14 protein-coding genes are annotated in these 16533 nt (G+C 43.3%); 9 read left to right on the forward strand and 5 right to left on the reverse strand.

What is annotated here, in order from left to right; all coding sequences use genetic code 11:
- Nucleotides 1-24 precede the first annotated feature (24 nt).
- The 4 genes from ACYVD4_RS16830 to ACYVD4_RS16845 all read left to right on the forward strand — a co-directional run bounded on the left by ACYVD4_RS16830 (nt 25) and on the right by ACYVD4_RS16845 (nt 4948).
- On the forward strand, nt 25-1134 hold the full coding sequence (locus tag ACYVD4_RS16830) for a glycosyltransferase family 4 protein (RefSeq protein WP_460947741.1): 1110 nt from the start codon (nt 25-27) through the stop codon (nt 1132-1134).
- Between the two features lie 7 nt (nt 1135-1141).
- A complete protein-coding gene (locus tag ACYVD4_RS16835; RefSeq protein WP_460947743.1) occupies nt 1142-2530 on the forward strand; it encodes a hypothetical protein in 1389 nt (462 codons plus the stop codon).
- 79 nt (nt 2531-2609) lie between these two features.
- A complete protein-coding gene (locus ACYVD4_RS16840; RefSeq protein WP_460947745.1) occupies nt 2610-3779 on the forward strand; it encodes a glycosyltransferase family 4 protein in 1170 nt (389 codons plus the stop codon).
- Between the two features lie 20 nt (nt 3780-3799).
- A complete protein-coding gene (locus tag ACYVD4_RS16845; RefSeq protein WP_460947747.1) occupies nt 3800-4948 on the forward strand; it encodes a glycosyltransferase in 1149 nt (382 codons plus the stop codon).
- A gap of 105 nt (nt 4949-5053) precedes the next feature.
- On the opposite strand, the gene ACYVD4_RS16850 is transcribed toward ACYVD4_RS16845, so the two are convergent.
- The 3 genes from ACYVD4_RS16850 to ACYVD4_RS16860 form a co-directional block, all read right to left on the reverse strand.
- Nucleotides 5054-5908: a polysaccharide deacetylase family protein gene (locus tag ACYVD4_RS16850; protein WP_460947750.1), complete on the reverse strand. Its 855-nt coding sequence runs from the start codon at nt 5906-5908 to the stop codon at nt 5054-5056.
- 80 nt (nt 5909-5988) lie between these two features.
- Entirely contained in the window at nt 5989-6753 is a 765-nt protein-coding gene (locus tag ACYVD4_RS16855) for a methionyl-tRNA formyltransferase (RefSeq protein WP_460947752.1), read from the reverse strand.
- Between the two features lie 60 nt (nt 6754-6813).
- The gene (locus ACYVD4_RS16860; RefSeq protein WP_460947754.1) at nt 6814-8811 is read right to left on the reverse strand and encodes a sialate O-acetylesterase; all 1998 of its coding nucleotides are present in this window, start codon (nt 8809-8811) and stop codon (nt 6814-6816) included.
- A 136-nt stretch (nt 8812-8947) separates the two neighbouring features.
- Here ACYVD4_RS16860 and ACYVD4_RS16865 point away from each other — a divergent pair, with 136 nt between their 5' ends.
- From ACYVD4_RS16865 to ACYVD4_RS16885, 5 genes are all read left to right on the forward strand, one after another.
- Nucleotides 8948-9880, forward strand: a complete 933-nt coding sequence (locus ACYVD4_RS16865) for a glycosyltransferase family 2 protein (RefSeq protein ID WP_460947756.1) — start codon at nt 8948-8950, stop codon at nt 9878-9880.
- A complete protein-coding gene (locus tag ACYVD4_RS16870) occupies nt 9831-10454 on the forward strand; it encodes a WcaF family extracellular polysaccharide biosynthesis acetyltransferase (RefSeq protein WP_460947758.1) in 624 nt (207 codons plus the stop codon). The genes ACYVD4_RS16865 and ACYVD4_RS16870 overlap by 50 nt, the downstream gene beginning before the upstream one ends.
- The gene (locus tag ACYVD4_RS16875; protein WP_460947760.1) at nt 10451-11227 is read left to right on the forward strand and encodes a glycosyltransferase family 2 protein; all 777 of its coding nucleotides are present in this window, start codon (nt 10451-10453) and stop codon (nt 11225-11227) included. The genes ACYVD4_RS16870 and ACYVD4_RS16875 overlap by 4 nt, the downstream gene beginning before the upstream one ends.
- A 148-nt stretch (nt 11228-11375) precedes the next feature.
- Nucleotides 11376-12584, forward strand: coding sequence for an undecaprenyl/decaprenyl-phosphate alpha-N-acetylglucosaminyl 1-phosphate transferase (locus ACYVD4_RS16880; protein ID WP_460947762.1), 1209 nt, complete (start codon nt 11376-11378; stop codon nt 12582-12584).
- Between the two features lie 168 nt (nt 12585-12752).
- On the forward strand, nt 12753-13046 hold the full coding sequence (locus tag ACYVD4_RS16885) for a hypothetical protein (RefSeq protein ID WP_460947764.1): 294 nt from the start codon (nt 12753-12755) through the stop codon (nt 13044-13046).
- A gap of 83 nt (nt 13047-13129) precedes the next feature.
- Here ACYVD4_RS16885 and ACYVD4_RS16890 read toward each other — a convergent pair whose 3' ends face one another.
- Both ACYVD4_RS16890 and ACYVD4_RS16895 read right to left on the reverse strand, forming a co-directional pair.
- A complete protein-coding gene (locus ACYVD4_RS16890) occupies nt 13130-14869 on the reverse strand; it encodes a tail fiber domain-containing protein (protein WP_460947766.1) in 1740 nt (579 codons plus the stop codon).
- 213 nt (nt 14870-15082) lie between these two features.
- Nucleotides 15083-16300 (reverse strand): bZIP transcription factor, encoded by a 1218-nt coding sequence (locus tag ACYVD4_RS16895; RefSeq protein WP_460947768.1) that lies wholly within the window; start codon nt 16298-16300, stop codon nt 15083-15085.
- Nucleotides 16301-16533: the final 233 nt, after the last annotated feature.

Below are 16533 nucleotides of genomic sequence, written 5' to 3' on the forward strand. Positions count from 1 at the left end.
GACTAGGCACGTACCGCTTCCTTTATGAAAGTTTTGTACGATCATCAAGCCTTCACCGGTTTACCATATGGGGGCGTTCCGCGCTACTTTTTCGAACTGATGCGTTCGTTTGCTAAATGGCCTGAAATTGATTTCGAACTCTCCTTACGCTTATCCAACAACGAATACCTCGAAGAAGAATCTTTCAGTAACCACCTTCGCTATAAACGTTTTTCGGCTTCCCGAAATGCAAATCGACTGGCGTCTTTATTAAACCGTTTATATAGTATGCAGCGGGTTCAGGCTGGTAAATTCGACGTGTTTCACCCAACGTATTACCATCGTTATTTCTTAAATGCCGTTGGCAACAAGCCTTTTGTCATTACGTTTCATGATGCCGCCAGCGAACGTTACGCAAAAGAATACCCAGATCTGGGAGAAGGTTTATACGAATTAAAAAAGCAGTTGCTACGTCGGGCCGATGCAATTATCTCGGTTTCTGAATATTCGAAGCAGGAAATATTACGTTATTTCTCCGTCGAGCCGGACAAAATAAAAGTAATTCATTTAGGTACCCGGCTGAAAAAACAAGCCTCGGAAAAAGTGCCGATGAATCGCCCCATTCCAATGCCGTATCTACTTTATGTGGGGAAGCGTGGGCTTTATAAAAATTTCAATGGATTTTTTCGGGCTATTCAACCTGTTCTTCAACGTCATCCCGATTTGCATCTGGTTTGTGCTGGCGGTGGGCCATTTACGCATCAGGAACAAAGTTTGTTCTATGCATCCCGGCTGTCGGACCGAGTTTTGTATCGTTCGGCAAGCGACGAGAATTTGCTGAAGCTCTACCAACACGCACGGGCATTTGTGTTTCCATCGTTGAATGAAGGGTTCGGAATTCCGGTACTGGAAGCTTTTGGAAATGATTGTCCGGTAGTGTTGAGTAATTGCAGTTCATTACCGGAAGTAGCTGCTGAAGCAGCTTTATATTTCGATCCGGAAGATGATGATTCGGTTGCTGATGCAATCGAACGTATCGTAACAGACGACGTACTCTGCAATGAGTTACGCCAGAAAGGCACCGAACGTCTACGTGATTTTTCATGTGATAAAACCGCCCGGCAAACGCTGGATGTTTATCAGTCATTAGCTTAACGCAATCATGGCTAAATTTTTTCGCTTTCTGCAGACAATGGATCTGGTCCGGTTAACAGTCGGAATCTGTATACTGCTCGATGGCTACCCAATCATCTTTTTCTTTCGCGATACGTTACATCTGGCACCTAACAGCACGGCTTTTACGGCCGCCGGGTTTGCAGGTGGGTTGGTACTCATGGTACCATTTACGTTTCTTCGTCGGCTTTATCGCCCGAACATATTAATGCTCACACTGTTGATTGGCTTTTTGGCTATGAGTGTGTTCTATATGTATGTGTTTAACGGCGATCCGAGTTTCAAAGATTATAATAAGGACCTGATTTACTACACGTATGTGTTGATTTTCATGTTCCTGTTGATCAATATTCCTAATGACATCATTCGAGTATTTATTCCGGTAGTGGTGTTTTTCACGCTGGTATCGAATATGGCATTACTTTTCTCGCTGATAACCGACCCTAGCTGGACGATTGGCCAACGGGCAACAATTTCGCTTGGCGACAGTGACGACGGCTCTGGTAATCCCCACGTGTTTGCCCGAAATGCATTTATGGGTATTATAGCCTGCGGTATCTGGATTTTTCGGCCAAACACGCACATTCTGTTCAAGCTCCTTTCGTTTTTTTCGGGCTCTTTCAGTCTGGCCATTCTCATTCTGACGCAAACCCGATCATCTATTGTAGCGCTTATTTTAGTTGTTGCTTTCTTCCTGTATTTCAATGCCCGTCCGGCTCAGATTCGGAATACGGTAAGAGGTCTGGTGAAGCCTGTTCCAATAGCCATTATGCTGATTGGTGTGGTCAGTATTATTGTTTTCTTCCAGCGAAATTATGATACCTACGCGGTGTTATATGGCTATGTAATCGGGTTTATGGAGCGCAATCTCGACAATATTTATGCTTTGCTGGGTTTGAAAGCCCAAGGAGCTGATTATAAAGCGGTTCTTGACGAATCGGCGGCTAACCGATCGACGAGTGCGGGGTTCTTTTATATTGTAATCACCGGCCACTTGCACATGCTGATTTTGGGGTACGGATACAAATATTTTTATCTCGATATTCCATTGGTCGAATCGCTGATCGATCAGGGTATTTTCGGACTTCTGCTGTTCGGTGGTATAAATGCCATGATTATGTACTACGTCATTAACATTATGCGGATAAACCCAAATCCGCTCAGTGTGTTTCTGGCCTATTTCTACATGCTTATTCTTGTATTACTGTTCACTGGTGGACGACCTTACGAGATAACATTCTTATTTCCGCTTGCGATAGCCACCCGATTTATGGGGCTTGAGCATCTATTTCCGGCTTATCTTCAGGAAAATCAACCTGTACCAATCGAGGAATCGCCTTATGTAGTTGTCCAGCCAGAAAGTCAGCTTTCCGTTTAGTCAATGTTTATCCGCCAATTTGCTCAGGGTGGTTATCTTGAACGATTTTTTGCTAACCCGTACTGGCACTTTTCAATAAATGCGTATTCTAATTGTCCATAACCTGTTATGGGCTCACTATAAATCCAGTGTTTTTCAGGCACTCCAACGTCTGGTCGATCAGCGTGATGATTGTCAGGTACACGTATTGCAGATTGCCCGAAATGAGCGGTCGCGGGCTGGGCTGGAAGCAATAGCCAACGACGTATCGGCACCAACGTATCAGTATAATTATGAGTTGCTTTTCGACCGATTTCTGGAAGACATTCCATTTCGAGAACGAGCGAAGGTTTTGCTACGTCGGGTAAAAGTCTATCGTCCTGACGTAATCAATCTAACTGGCTACTATGACCCCGCTCAGCTTTTAGTCCTGATCTGGGCCAAACTCAACGGTGTTAAGGTTATCATGCAAAATGAAAGCACCGAAACCGACCATCAACGTAAAGGCTGGAAAGAGCGACTAAAAAAGTGGATTTTCGACCGCTGTGATGGTTTTTTCTGTTTTGGCAGTCAATCTGCCGATTATGTCATCCAGTCGGGAGTGCCTGCCCATAAAATTCTACTACGTAAAAATGCGGTCGATAACCATAGCCTTCGGGTTGTTTACGATCGTGCGCTACATATACGGAGCCAAACGCAGGCTAATTTGGGCATACGAGCCAATAACTTCATTTTCATAGGTCGGCTGATTCCTGCGAAAAATTTATCGGCTTTAGTTAAGTCTTTTGCCGATGCCCAGCAACAAACGGCAAATGGCCAAAACTGGGGGTTACTTTTTCTGGGAGATGGGCCAGAACAGACTCGTCTTCAACAACAGATCGATACGTTGAACGTAACCGATTCGGTTCAATTTTTACCGGGGAGGCCGTGGTTTCACGTACCAGAAATTCTGGCTCTCAGCAACGTGCTTGTACTGCCAAGCCTATCAGAGCCCTGGGGTTTGGTTGTCAATGAAGCAATGGTTTGCGGGCTACCCGTCATCGTCTCGAATCGGTGTGGTTGCGTGCCAGATCTGGTATTGGACGGCCAAAATGGATTTGTATTTGACCCCAAACAACCAGATGTATTAACCCAGCGTTTATGTGAGTTTATGGAAGAAACTGTCGACGTAGCAGCGATGAGTAACGTAGCGCAAGAACATATTGCACCATACTCGCCAGAGGCCGTTGCCCAGGAAATGCTGGCTGGCTTTATGAAAATTGCATCATAAACGGTTATTTCGCCTTATCTATGCGAATTTTAAATATATGCGCCTATAGTTGGGAAACCGGTGGACCTCCCAAAATCATCTTCGATCATACACAGGTCGCGCTACGTCATGGTCATCAAGTTGATATTTTGAGTCCCATTTCTCCGGGCGAAAAACCATATACCGTTCCCGATGGAGCCCGATTAATTCTGTGCAAACGGACGCCCGGAATCAGTCGTTATTTTCGGGAATTTTCGATTGAGCTGTATCAATATCTGAAAAAGCATATTCGGGAATATGATGTTATCCATTGTCATGGCCTATGGCATTTTGGTACGTTGGCTCCGTTCATGGTCGATCGTAGCGTTGCCAAAGTCATTACCATTCATGGCGTGCTGGATCGCTGGGTATACGCACATAACAATTGGAAAAAGCGGCTCATGGATACGTTGGCGCAGAAAGCCTTTCTACGCCGGGCCGATCTGGTTCAGATCAATAATACCGATGAGCGGGAAGATTTGCTACGTTACCTGGGTTATCAGCATCCGAACGTAGTGATTATTCCGAATGGGGTAAAAATGAGCGATTTCGCTAAACTCCCGCCCCGCGCCATGTTTCGGCAAAAGTTTAAGTTTCCAGCCAATAAGAAGCTCGTGTTATTCATGAGTCGACTTAACGCCAAAAAAGGGCTGGATTTACTTTTGCCCGGCTTTCGGAATTACGTTCGCGACCACCCGGCTACTATTCTGGCGTTGGCTGGCTCTGACGATGGCTATGAAGAAGCTGCCCGGCAATTTATAGCTCAACACAAACTCGAAGATTCGATTCGGCTTGTGGGAATGTTAACGGGAGAAGACAAAAAAGCCGCTCTCGCAGGTGCCGATTTATTCACGCTTCCCTCCTACTCAGAAGGTTTCTCAATGGCCGTTTTGGAAGCAATGGCCGCCGGAACGCCAGCGCTGGTTTCTGATCGGGTCGGTTTTGGCGAGACAATACGTGAACACGAAGCCGCCGAATTAGTAGAATTAACCCCCGAAGGAGTTCGGGCTGGTCTAGAGCGAATGCTTGGTAATGATGCCCGCCGTCAGCAACTCAGCCAGAATGCAACTGCTTTGTTGAAAGCGCAATATGACATCGAAATCGTGGCGAAACGTCTGCTCGACGAATATGCGAAAATTGTAAAAAAATAAAGTTATAGGGTTATAAAGTTGTAGGGTTGTAAAGTGTGATGGCGTTCGAGCCTAACTTTACAACCCTACAACTTTATAACCCTATAACTCCATAACCCTGCAACTTTATAACGCTACAACCTTACTTGATACGTTTTTCCAGTCGACTTGGTGGTCAGCTTCAGCCAGATCGACAAAAGGAAACTCCTGAAGCAATTGCTTTAGTTTAGGCCAGCATCCTTTCAAACCATAATACGACTTAAACTGTCGGGCACGACTAAGCCCCGGAATCATCGGTTGGTCGGCGTCGAAATCACGTGGGTGAAAATAGGTCATTACGTAGTTAGATTGCCGGGTCAATTGTTTGATGAGGCTGTATGGAAATAGCCGAAAATAACCGCCACCCGAAAAAATAAGATCCTGTCCTAATATAGGTTGCGTATTGATCGGAAATTCCTTCAACAACGTACCATTCACATTCAAATAACCCGGTTCAAACATACCCAACGACGCATCGCCCCCATGCGCACGCCGGGCAGAAAATACAGAGCAATCAATCTCGATTCCCTGTTCGATCAGAATTGGAAATACCCACCGATTATACGCTTTGATCGAAAATCCGGGTGCTCTGTACGAACGCACTTTTTTGCCCGTCAAATCCTGTAGATGCTTTATCGACCGTTCTAAATCAGACTGAAATTCGGCAGGTGTTTGTTCGTAGGCCAGTTGGTGCGCGTACGAATGAGTTGCTATTTCGTAACCAGCCGCGTCGATTCGCCGAATTACGTCGGGGTGTTTATCGGCTACCCAACCCAGACAAAAAAACGTAGCACGGCTGTTGGTTTCGTCCAGAAGCTTAAAGATCAGGTCCATGTTTCGGTGAATCCGAGTCTCATATTGACCCCAGTCAGCTTCGGTTTTGGTCGATTTATTGTCCAGAATATGAAACCACTCTTCTATATCAAAAGTCAGGATGTTCATTGTAAGTCGTCAGTCGACAATTTTGGGTCGATAGAATGCGGAATTAACAATCCGGAGCTATTGACGTTATCGGCAAAAATTTAATAAAACCGTTTTCCGGCAGCCTGGAAAGCTTTTACGTCTTCGCGAGTAGGAAATGTAAAATAGGTCATTTGGGACGCGTCGTTCTCAATAAGTTCGTACTTTCCGGAGTGAACCTTTTCAATAGCTTCCAGAATGGCATCCATGCCCATTTTTTTCGTTACGTCGATCAACTCTGCCTGACTCATATTGCCAATTGCCAGTTTGTTCTGTACCAGAATCGGTCCGCTATCGATCCCCTCGTCCACAAAGAAAACAGATACCCCCGTATGCGTTTCGTTATGACGTAACACCCAGAACGATGGCATCAGTCCACGATACTTAGGCAGTAATGCTGTATGCAGATTAATACATCCATGCGTAGCAATATCGAGCAACTTACGTTTAAATATCTGATTACCAGCAATGGATACTAACAAGTCAGGCTTGTATTCCCGTATTTTATCTAGATTTTCCTCTTTGTTAATAGCACCCTCAATGGCAATAAGCGGAATATTTCGATCGGTAAGTATTTTTCGGACATTGTTGCCGCTGTCTAATTTAGACGCGACAAATTTGAGTCCGTAACGAATAAAAAATGGCAGACCAAAGATGTCATACGTTTTCTTCATCTTGTCAAAAAAACTTTCCCGCTTCCCAAACGGCGATACGTCGAAAACGACTGTTGCGACGACTTCGGCATAAGGCGGCATTTTTTTCAGCAGGTAGTCAATATTCCGGGCAAGATAAAAGGGATCATCCTGCGTAAGAATCACAATTCGCATAAACAAGTTAGAATAGTTGCGTGCAAAAGTACATATTCCAGCCGAATGCCCGTAGCCATCCTAATTCAGAACAGATACTTTCTGGCTAATGATCTGCCCGCTGGCAATTTGCGCTTTCACGATATACGTACCAATCTGAAGACTCTCTAACGAAAGAGCAAGGGTGTTAGTGGCGGTTCCCTGCCAATTTTTCACCGTCCTCCCCATACTGTCGTATAGCAGTACTTTTGTAAATACTGTTTCATAAGCCACCAGATTCAATATTCTGCCTGTACTAACAGGATTGGGAAATAGCTGTACTGTTGGGGACTTTATTTCTATATCCAGCACTAATGGACGAGCGTTTACTACGTTACTATAAAGCGATTCCGACGTAGCACTTGAAGCTCGTAATCGATAATAATAGGTACCGAACGGATCAGGAATAGTAGCATCGGTAAACGTAGTAGCCGTTCCAGTCAACGTAGTAACCGATTTAAAATTCGCGGGTGTGCCATCAGCGCGTTCAAGCACCTGCGTCTGTGCACCAGCCGATGCTGTCCAGGTTAACTGAATTTGTTTATCAGAAACTGGTTTAGCAGCTAACGTAGTGACAGGTGTAATGGGATCGGCAATCGCTACGTTATCGAACGTAAAAGCGCGCATACCCAACGTGTTTCGCAATGTTGGTCCATTGTAGAATGGCGACGCCTGATCGGCAAAATAATCGGGCAAGTAACGTAGCGTTTTAGCTGAAGCTGCTTGTTTCAAGCCCAGAACAATACGGTTTCCGCGCGCTACGCCCCCTGTTACCCATCCTGTTTGCTTGTCGAGGTAGAAATAATCTTTTTGCAGACGTGTCGACGTTATGGCTCCCGTAGCGAAACTATAAAAGTTCGTATCGGCCTTCCAGACCATTTGCATCTGATCGTCAAACACCAATGAAATAGAATCTTTTCGGGCATTATAAAAAACTTTCTTTATATCAGGCGAATTGATCTGTAAGGTATCTTTTGATCCGTAAAAATCGCGGGCTATTTGCCGGAATTGTTCAAAAGCCAACCGCTGATTCGCCAATCCATCGTAATGAACCCCATCGTAGCCCGGCGTACCGACCGTAGCAATTGTCTCTACGTTCTTAAAAAGATATTTCGTACGTCGCTGAAAATCACGTAATGCCGAGGCTCCATCTGCCAGCGCCATCAAGTTAATTTGACTCACGTAAATTCGACAATCGCCATAATCTTCCCGAAACTGATTGTAGAGCGTAGCAAATTTGGTATCGTAGCCAGCCAGACCAGTACCTGCATCTTCCTCTCCCTGTTTCCAGATAATGGCTTTTATCGATTTATCCACCCCTGCCCATTTAGCTCTGTACAATAAACGGCCATAAATAGTATTCAGGTTAGCGTGGTTCGTAGCATCGCGTGCAGACAGGTCGGCAATTGCGGTTCCGCCTTGTGCACCATTCAGTACACAGGTGGGTATACCATAGGTCTGGAGAATTAGTCGCTGAAATGTCAAGCCAAATCCGCCAACGCTCCCAAACGGGTCTTTCGCGGCAGACCAACTCATATACGCCGGAATATCATTAACCGCGACGCCGTAAGGGAAGGTGCAATTTCGCAGGTATTTATCATCAAAATTAAACGAATATAACGATTCCAATCCTGATGAGGCCAATGCATTCGACTGACCATGAATGACATAAATATCGCCACAGACAATACGCTGACGTGTCGTAAAAAGTGTGGAATCGGTTCCTTTGTAGAGATAAACTCGAAATGTATACTCAGCGGCTTCTGCTTTTATGGTATTGGCGAGTCGGAACGTAGCGTTATTAACTGCTGGGGCCAGCGTCTGGCTGACCATGTTTGAAATGGCCCCTTCACGTAGTAACTGAACTGCAATTTTTGTATAACCAGACGCAGTCATTCTGCCACTAAAAACTACTTCAGCCTGATTATTTGCGTTACGTGGATAGAGTTGTAAATCGTGTGGAACCTGATCGAATGTTAGTTGAGCGTTGGCGGGAAAATAGTACAAAAACAATATAAGACCCACGTAAAGTTGCTTCATTGGCTTTGTCACTTATAAAAAAAGTTATAATATTGCACGGTTAATATACCGGCCAGAGGATCTTGTAAAAATAGCACCTTTTTCCTACAAGCAGTAGCACTTCCGGCTATTTATTGCATTAATAGTAACTTAGAGTATGCCCGACGTATCTGTCATTATTCTGACGCATAACGAAGAAAAGCACATTACTCGCTGTTTACAGAGTCTGCTTCCATTCACAGATAAAATATTCATCGTCGACTCATTTTCTACCGATAAAACTGTAGAAATAGCCCGTTCGATGGGAGCTATAGTTGTGCAGAATGCGTGGGTAAACTATGCCACTCAGTTTAATTTCGGGATTGCCAATACGCCTTTCGAGACCGATTGGCTGATGCGGATGGACGCTGATGAGTACGTAATGCCTGAGTTAGCGGCTGAAATTAACCAGCGTCTGATGGGCTTACCAAGCCATGTTGGTGGTGTATATGTAAAGCGTCGTGTATTTTTCCTGAATCGATGGATGCGTCATGGTGGTTTTTATCCCATCTGGTTACTCCGGCTTTGGCGACGGGGCGATGGTTTCTGCGAGCAGGTTTGGCACGATGAACACATTAAACTGACAAAAGGAGAATCAATTCAGTTTGCCAACGACATTGTTGACCATAATTTAAATAACCTGACCTGGTGGACTCAGAAACATAACCATTACACAATTCTGGAAATGGTTAATTTACTGAATTATCGCCACCATTTCGATCAAGCCGATAAGGTACAGCCCCGTTTATTTGGCACGCAGGAGCAGCGAATTCGTTATCTAAAGGAGAAGTACGCATCGATGCCCTTCTTTACGCGCCCGATTCTCTACTTTATCTATCGGTATTTTATCCGGATGGGATTTCTGGATGGACGACCGGGACTCGTTTGGTGTTTTTTACAGGCACTTTGGTATCGTTTTCTGGTTGATGCCAAACTAATGGAAGTCAAACTGCGGGTTGGCGATGATAAAGAAGCACTTATCAATTATTTCCGAACGGAATATGGAAAAGACCTCCGACCAAACAAACTTGAACAAGCCAATCAGCAGTGATGGCCGTTCGGAATCGGAGATTTCAGGTAAAACCGATTTATCCCGATTCGATAATAGTTGGTACAATCCGGGGCCGAAATGGAAGGTCGTGCTTTGGTTTTTAGTCAATGCCTTCTTTCTGAACACGTACCTACCCATTCCAGTTAAATTAAAATTGACTGTTTTGCGTTTGTTTGGTGCTAAAGTTGGGCGAGGTGTAATGATTAAGCCAGCCGTAAATATAAAGTATCCATGGTTACTTCAGGTTGGCAATCACGTCTGGATTGGTGAACAGGTTTGGATCGACAATTTGAGTGAAGTACGTATCGGTGACCATGCCTGCCTATCGCAGGGAAGTATGCTTTTGACAGGTAATCATGATTATCGTCGATCAACGTTCGATCTAACGACCCGCCCAATCACTTTGGCTGATGGCGTCTGGATTGGTGCTCGGTCGGTTGTCTGTGCAGGTGTTACCTGTGAGTCACATGCTGTTCTGTCTGTCAATTCAGTGGCTACGCGATCATTAAATGCGCATGGTATTTATCAAGGGAATCCAGCAACCTGGGTTCGTCAACGAATCATTAACTCGTGAAAGTTTCTCTTATAACGGTTGTCTATAACGGGGCAAGCCATATCCGTGATTGTATCGAATCAATTCTCAATCAGACCTATTCTGATATTGAATACATTATTGTTGATGGAAAATCGACAGATGGTACGGTAGATATCGTAAAATCATACGGTTCAAAAATTGCACGATTTATATCCGAAAAGGACAAAGGTTTGTATGATGCCATGAATAAGGGTATTCGTATGGCTACCGGCGATGTGATTGGGCTGCTCAATGCTGACGATTTTTATCGGCATAATCGAGTTATTGAGAACATGGTTGCTACGTTCGAACGTACTGGCAGCGATGCTGTTTATGGCGATATGATCTATGTACATCGCGATAACACCCAAAAAATACAGCGCTACTGGCGTTCAGGCTGGTATAGCGATAATGATTTTATGTGGGGTTGGATGCCCGGCCATCTTTCGTTTTTCGCAAAAAAAGAGCTCTATGATCAACACGGACTGTTTCGAACGGATATGAAGAGTGCGGCCGATTATGAATTACTATTACGTTTCATTCATAAAAATAAAGCTAAGCTTGCTTACATGGATGAAGTAACGATTGTAATGCGGGCGGGCGGTGTGAGTAACAGTAGCTTATCGAATAGACTGGAAGCCAACCGTGACGATAAGTTAGCCTGGAAACTAAATGGAATGAAACCCTATTTTTTCACGCTTTGGTTAAAACCGTTACGTAAAATAACGCAGTATATGACAAAGCCTCCCGCAAAACCCGATGCAACCGTTTAATCAAATTTTAGTACAGTACTTGAATAAAGCTGTGAATTTTACCTATCATCGTACTGTAAAGTGTACAGTGGTATCGAAATAAACAGCACCTCAGTAAAAAAACTGGGGGTAACCTGGTGAGAACGCCTGCATTTAACTGTTCTGACTTATGAATATTGATTTATTTATCGCGTACCTGCAACATAAATTCAGTGATGAACTGTTTACACTTGGCTTGTACCAGTGTATACTTTCGTTTCTGGTGGCCACGTTTGTTTCTATCGTCTCAATTCCGGTTGTTATCAAGATTTCAGAGCTTAAATCGCTCATGGAAAAAACCGGCGAACGACGGTCACACACGGTTCCGACGCCTACGTTTGGCGGCATTGCTATCTTCGCAGCCGTACTGATTGGCTATTTCCTGTGGCCCAGCATTGATCAAACCGACATTTATCGTACCAATCTTTCCATTGTAGGTATGACAATCCTGTTCTTTATTGGAATCAAGGATGATTTAGTCGGAATTGACCCTACTAAGAAGATTCTCTTTCAGGTCTTAGCGGCTATGATTCTGATTTTCTTCGGTGATTTACGCGTTGATTATCTATATGGTATTTTCGGTTTTTACCACATTAGTGGTATTGTTGGAATAGCGCTTACTTGCTTTATTTTCATCGCCTTAACAAATGCTATAAATCTAATCGATGGCATCGACGGTTTGGCGGGTGGCATTGCAACAATAGCCAGTGCTACGTTTGGTGGATGGTTTTTGCTAACCAATCACTTTACAATGTCTTGTCTGGCATTTACGCTGGCTGGCGCGCTAATCGGCTTTTTGCGGTTTAACTTTTCAAAAACCAGCAAAATCTTTATGGGCAACACAGGCTCGTTAATCATTGGATTCATGCTCGCCTTTTTTGCCGTTCGTTTCGTTAGCTTAAATGCGTCTTATCGTTACGAACCAACTGCCTTTTTTAATGCACCGATTATTGCAATTGTCATTCTAATCATTCCAATTTTTGATACGTTACGTGTCTTTTTGGTTAGAATTCTTTCAGGGAAATCACCTTTTTCGGCCGACCGAAACCACATGCACCATATTCTTTTGGACAATGGTTTATCACATATTGAAGCGACTATGGTATTGTGTGGCGTGTCATTATTCAATACCATTACGTTCCTTCTGCTACATCGGAATATATCCAATACGATGTCGCTGGTGATTCTGTGTTGTTTATTTGGCTGTTATATGTTGATCAGTTTTGCGCTTAAAATGCGTATTAAATATATAACCACACATCCTCGTCGCCGGGCGGTTGTATTACGTCAGGAATTCCAGAAAGGTATTTCGGGAAAACGTATCGTCGATTATCTGTAAGACTTTAATCGGTTAGATCAGGAATTTGGAATAACCTGATAAATAGCGAAATCTACTATTTATCAATTCATACGCCCCAATTATAAAATTGATTTAGTAAGGCCAGATTGGTGAAGTTAGTTTTACTTCATCGAACTACTTAACTGCCCATTCCGGGTCATTAATAGTATGGCACTACTTTGGCTTTTCTGGGGAATTGATTTTATCGCATTTCTGGCAACTATTTATTTTTTCACCCAGGCACTACGTACTGGCCCCATCGCTGATCCTATTTTTTTTACTGGCTGGCTGAGTTTGTTAGTTATTCCATGCCTATTGATGGTGGCCAGTTATGAACTTTATGTATCTAGTTTTTATCTACTGTCCATTATAACGGCTGCCATTCTTGCCTTACCCGCAGTTTGCTATGCATGCTTAACTGTTTTACTCGTTCCGTTTGTATCAGACGTAGTACGCAAGTAGTCAAAAAAATTGGCCCTATACACAAATCGTATATAGGGCCAATTACGTTAATTATATTCCTTTCCGGAAATCGGATAAGGTTTCTATTTCTTACTTGCCTTAGCTGCTTTTTCTGCACTTTTCACCCCAAGTACATCCTGCATTTGTTTTACCTGTGCGGCCAATTGATTATAAGCTGTTTCACTTGCCTGAACTTTCGCTTTAAGCTGTTCTACCTCCGTGTTCAAATCTTTTACTGCCTGTACGAGTGGTATTACAAATAGTGTATAACCAAGCGTGTAGTATTTTCCACCTTCTTCCTGCTTTACCCCTTCAAAATCATAGCCGACGGCTTTTGCTGCGGCTTCAACGTCCTGCGCCAGAAAACCACTATGGCGTACTTTATCTGGCTGAATATTGGTCGTATTGTACCCAACTAATTGAGCCTCTTTCTGTTTATTAACGTAATACGTAACAGGATTCAGACGGGTAATAAAGCCTAACCCTGGTACGTTGGCTTTGATAGATTCCTTAATACGTTTGTCAGAAAGCGTTGATATTGATGTTACGTTACAACGTAGCGACGAAATCTGATTGTCGCCCAACACAATTGTGTTACTCGCATTTACCTTGGCATTTGCGCCAATTGCAGTAGTATTTGATAAATTTCCGCTTCCAGAAGGCGGTCCTGCATCGTAACCAAGAGCCGAATTATAATTTCCGGTAACATTATACCGTAATGAATTAGTACCTGCTGCAGAATTGTTTACCCCATTTGTGTTAATACTTAACGCGAGGACTCCGGCAGCCATATTCCCACCTCCCTCTATATTATCTTCTAAAGCCGAAGCTCCAATAGCTGTATTAGCATACCCTACTGTAGTGTTATATAAAGCATCTATTCCCACAGCCGTATTTACATATCCTGTTGTATTGGTTTTCAAAGCATTGAACCCTACTACTGTATTTTGATAACCAGTAGTATTATTTTCCATAGTACCAGCGCCTATAGACGTATTTTGATCGCCGGATATATTTTTGTTCAAAGCTACCTGTCCCAATGCCGTATTATTTGACCCCGTTGTATTGGCCAACAATGCAACGGCTCCAACAGCAGTGTTTCCTATACCCGCCGTATTGCTTCTTAATGACTGATAACCTGCGGCTGTATTAAAATTACCGCCTACATTAAACTGTAAAGCAGTTGCTCCAAAAGCCGTATTTCCGGTTCCTGTAGTATTTGTTGTTAGTGCCTGTAAACCCGTTCCTGTGTTATAATTTCCAGACGTATTATTGGTTAATGCCAACGATCCGAAAGCCGAATTTCCCAGACCCGTAGTAGCTAAATTCATCGAAATATAACCTAAACCGGTATTATTTTGCGATACATTGATCTGGCCTGAGTTCTGATTATTCACCCTAAAATACAGAGGAGCATTATCTGTGGTTCCTAAAAAATTACCACCACTTGTTCCAGCATTACCTGATAGATTCCAGCTACTCCCACCACCACCACCGCCACTAACAGCCCCTCCCGGAGTCCAGACTGGCCCTCCCGGCGTACCTGTATTTACTTCTATCTGATTGGTGCTCGTATTAAAAACCATTAAACCAGTTGCAGGACTTTGAATCTGATTTCTCTGAGACGTGTTTACTTTTGGCATCAGTAAACCACGGTATGGGCTACCTGATGGATAAGCGCCAGCATTGACATCAAGTGTAGCCGATCCCTCAACCACGCCCGTAGGCATACCTACCCGAATTTGCGCCTGTAGCCCTCCAGTTAAGCCTAGCAACATGGCAAGCATATACATTCTTCTGATTCTTATAGTAGTCCTTTTCATAGTTTTGTTATATTTAATATTAATAAAAATGCCAATTGTAAAACTAAACTAAATAGTTCTACAATTGGCACCATTCAATAAGACTAGTAACAAGTTTTGAAGCTAAGATCAAATGCGCTTATACTTTTCTCTTACCTGTAATCAGAGAGTAGTTGAGCCGTTGTACCAACAAAATCTTAAGTGACTGATTTCAAATTATTCGCTTTAAAGATTCTATTTATCTTTCATTAACAACTTCATCATTTGCCGTAACTCCTCAATTTCGACTTGTTGTTTCTGAAGTTTTTGTTGATGTTGGTCATTAATTGATTTCTGCTCTCGATTCGCTTTTTCTAATTGGATAGTATAGAGCGTTAATTCTTCAATTTTTTCCAGCAACTTGGCGTCCGTCTGATGCAAATCGTTTCCTTTTTCCACCATCTCCTGAGCAGAAGGAATTCCCGGCAAATGTTTGTGCGCTTTTATGTAATTTTCTATTTCAGGTAATCCCTTCAACTCATACGTATCGTCAAAAACCTTATCGCTCCAATCAGAGGTATTTTTTACAGCAACTTTCACTTTCTCCGCCAAAATCCCTCTGCTTACAAACAGATTATAACCCGCTGGCGTTTTACTCACCCCCTCACCGATTATAACAGCGTCATTCTGAACGCTTTGCAGAAATGTCCCTTTCCGCTGCCATAATGTTTCAGCAACGCCTTCACGAGTAGATGTATTCAAACTGCCCAGAATCACATCCCCCTGTGCATTCACGGTCAGAAATTTATACTGACTCGTTACGCTGGCCGGAGAGGAACTGGTTAAATTGGTAAACCGTAAACCCGACTGGTTAGCCGCCCCTTTGGTGATCTCCAGCTTGTTGGCAGGAGCCGTATTGCCGATACCCACATTCACCTGAGTATTACCCAGAATCATGGAGTTGGAGGCTGTTACGGCAGCATTAAAACCGATAGCCGTCGAATTAGTCAGGTTACCGCTGCCCACCGGATTGGTAGCGGCTACCCCAATAAAGGTATTTCGGGAACCTGTCGTATTATTGATGCCTGCATACCGGCCGATGGCGGTGTTTTCAAGTCCAGATAAATTATTATAAAACGACCCATCTCCGATAGCCGTGTTGCCCTCTCCACTGGTATTACCGTTTCCTGAACCGTTCCCAATAAACAGGTTGTAGGAACCATTGCTGTTGGCACCAGCCTGCTGGCCCAGAAATAGATTACCTATTCCGGATGTGTTGCTATACCCAGCCTGACTACCTACAAACACATTCGCCTGCCCTGTAGTACTGCTAAAGCCAGCCTGATTACCAACAAACGTATTAGCAATACCCGTAGAATTGTTTATCCCTGCTCTGGAGCCTAAAAATGTGTTATTCTGGGCTGCTAATGGCTTACTTAGCAATACAATAAATAAATAGAAGAGCTTTTTCATACGTAATCTTCTTTAAAAAATTGCTATAGTACAACTTTATGAACCCAACAAATCCTGAAAGTGAATATATAAAAGTAAGGTAACTCATTAATATTACGTTAATGAATTATAGATCATAGTCCTATTTTTATTTTTCGGCAATTACCAATCCACCGAATGGTAAAAGAATAGTAAAATTTACTTACAGAGTCAAAGCCATGTTTCGGCTTTAATGATACACAATCCGTATATTG

This window comes from Spirosoma daeguense (assembly GCF_054776875.1).

Bases quoted from the DNA above. Each gene is read 5' to 3' on its own strand.
- ACYVD4_RS16830 (WP_460947741.1), top strand. From the start codon at position 25: ATGAAAGTTTTGTACGATCATCAAGCCTTCACCGGTTTACCATATGGG.
- ACYVD4_RS16835 (WP_460947743.1), top strand. From the start codon at position 1,142: ATGGCTAAATTTTTTCGCTTTCTGCAGACAATGGATCTGGTCCGGTTA.
- ACYVD4_RS16840 (WP_460947745.1), top strand. From the start codon at position 2,610: ATGCGTATTCTAATTGTCCATAACCTGTTATGGGCTCACTATAAATCC.
- ACYVD4_RS16845 (WP_460947747.1), top strand. From the start codon at position 3,800: ATGCGAATTTTAAATATATGCGCCTATAGTTGGGAAACCGGTGGACCT.
- ACYVD4_RS16850 (WP_460947750.1), bottom strand. From the start codon at position 5,908: ATGAACATCCTGACTTTTGATATAGAAGAGTGGTTTCATATTCTGGAC.
- ACYVD4_RS16855 (WP_460947752.1), bottom strand. From the start codon at position 6,753: ATGCGAATTGTGATTCTTACGCAGGATGATCCCTTTTATCTTGCCCGG.
- ACYVD4_RS16860 (WP_460947754.1), bottom strand. From the start codon at position 8,811: ATGAAGCAACTTTACGTGGGTCTTATATTGTTTTTGTACTATTTTCCC.
- ACYVD4_RS16865 (WP_460947756.1), top strand. From the start codon at position 8,948: ATGCCCGACGTATCTGTCATTATTCTGACGCATAACGAAGAAAAGCAC.
- ACYVD4_RS16870 (WP_460947758.1), top strand. From the start codon at position 9,831: ATGGAAAAGACCTCCGACCAAACAAACTTGAACAAGCCAATCAGCAGT.
- ACYVD4_RS16880 (WP_460947762.1), top strand. From the start codon at position 11,376: ATGAATATTGATTTATTTATCGCGTACCTGCAACATAAATTCAGTGAT.
- ACYVD4_RS16885 (WP_460947764.1), top strand. From the start codon at position 12,753: ATGGCACTACTTTGGCTTTTCTGGGGAATTGATTTTATCGCATTTCTG.
- ACYVD4_RS16890 (WP_460947766.1), bottom strand. From the start codon at position 14,869: ATGAAAAGGACTACTATAAGAATCAGAAGAATGTATATGCTTGCCATG.
- ACYVD4_RS16895 (WP_460947768.1), bottom strand. From the start codon at position 16,300: ATGAAAAAGCTCTTCTATTTATTTATTGTATTGCTAAGTAAGCCATTA.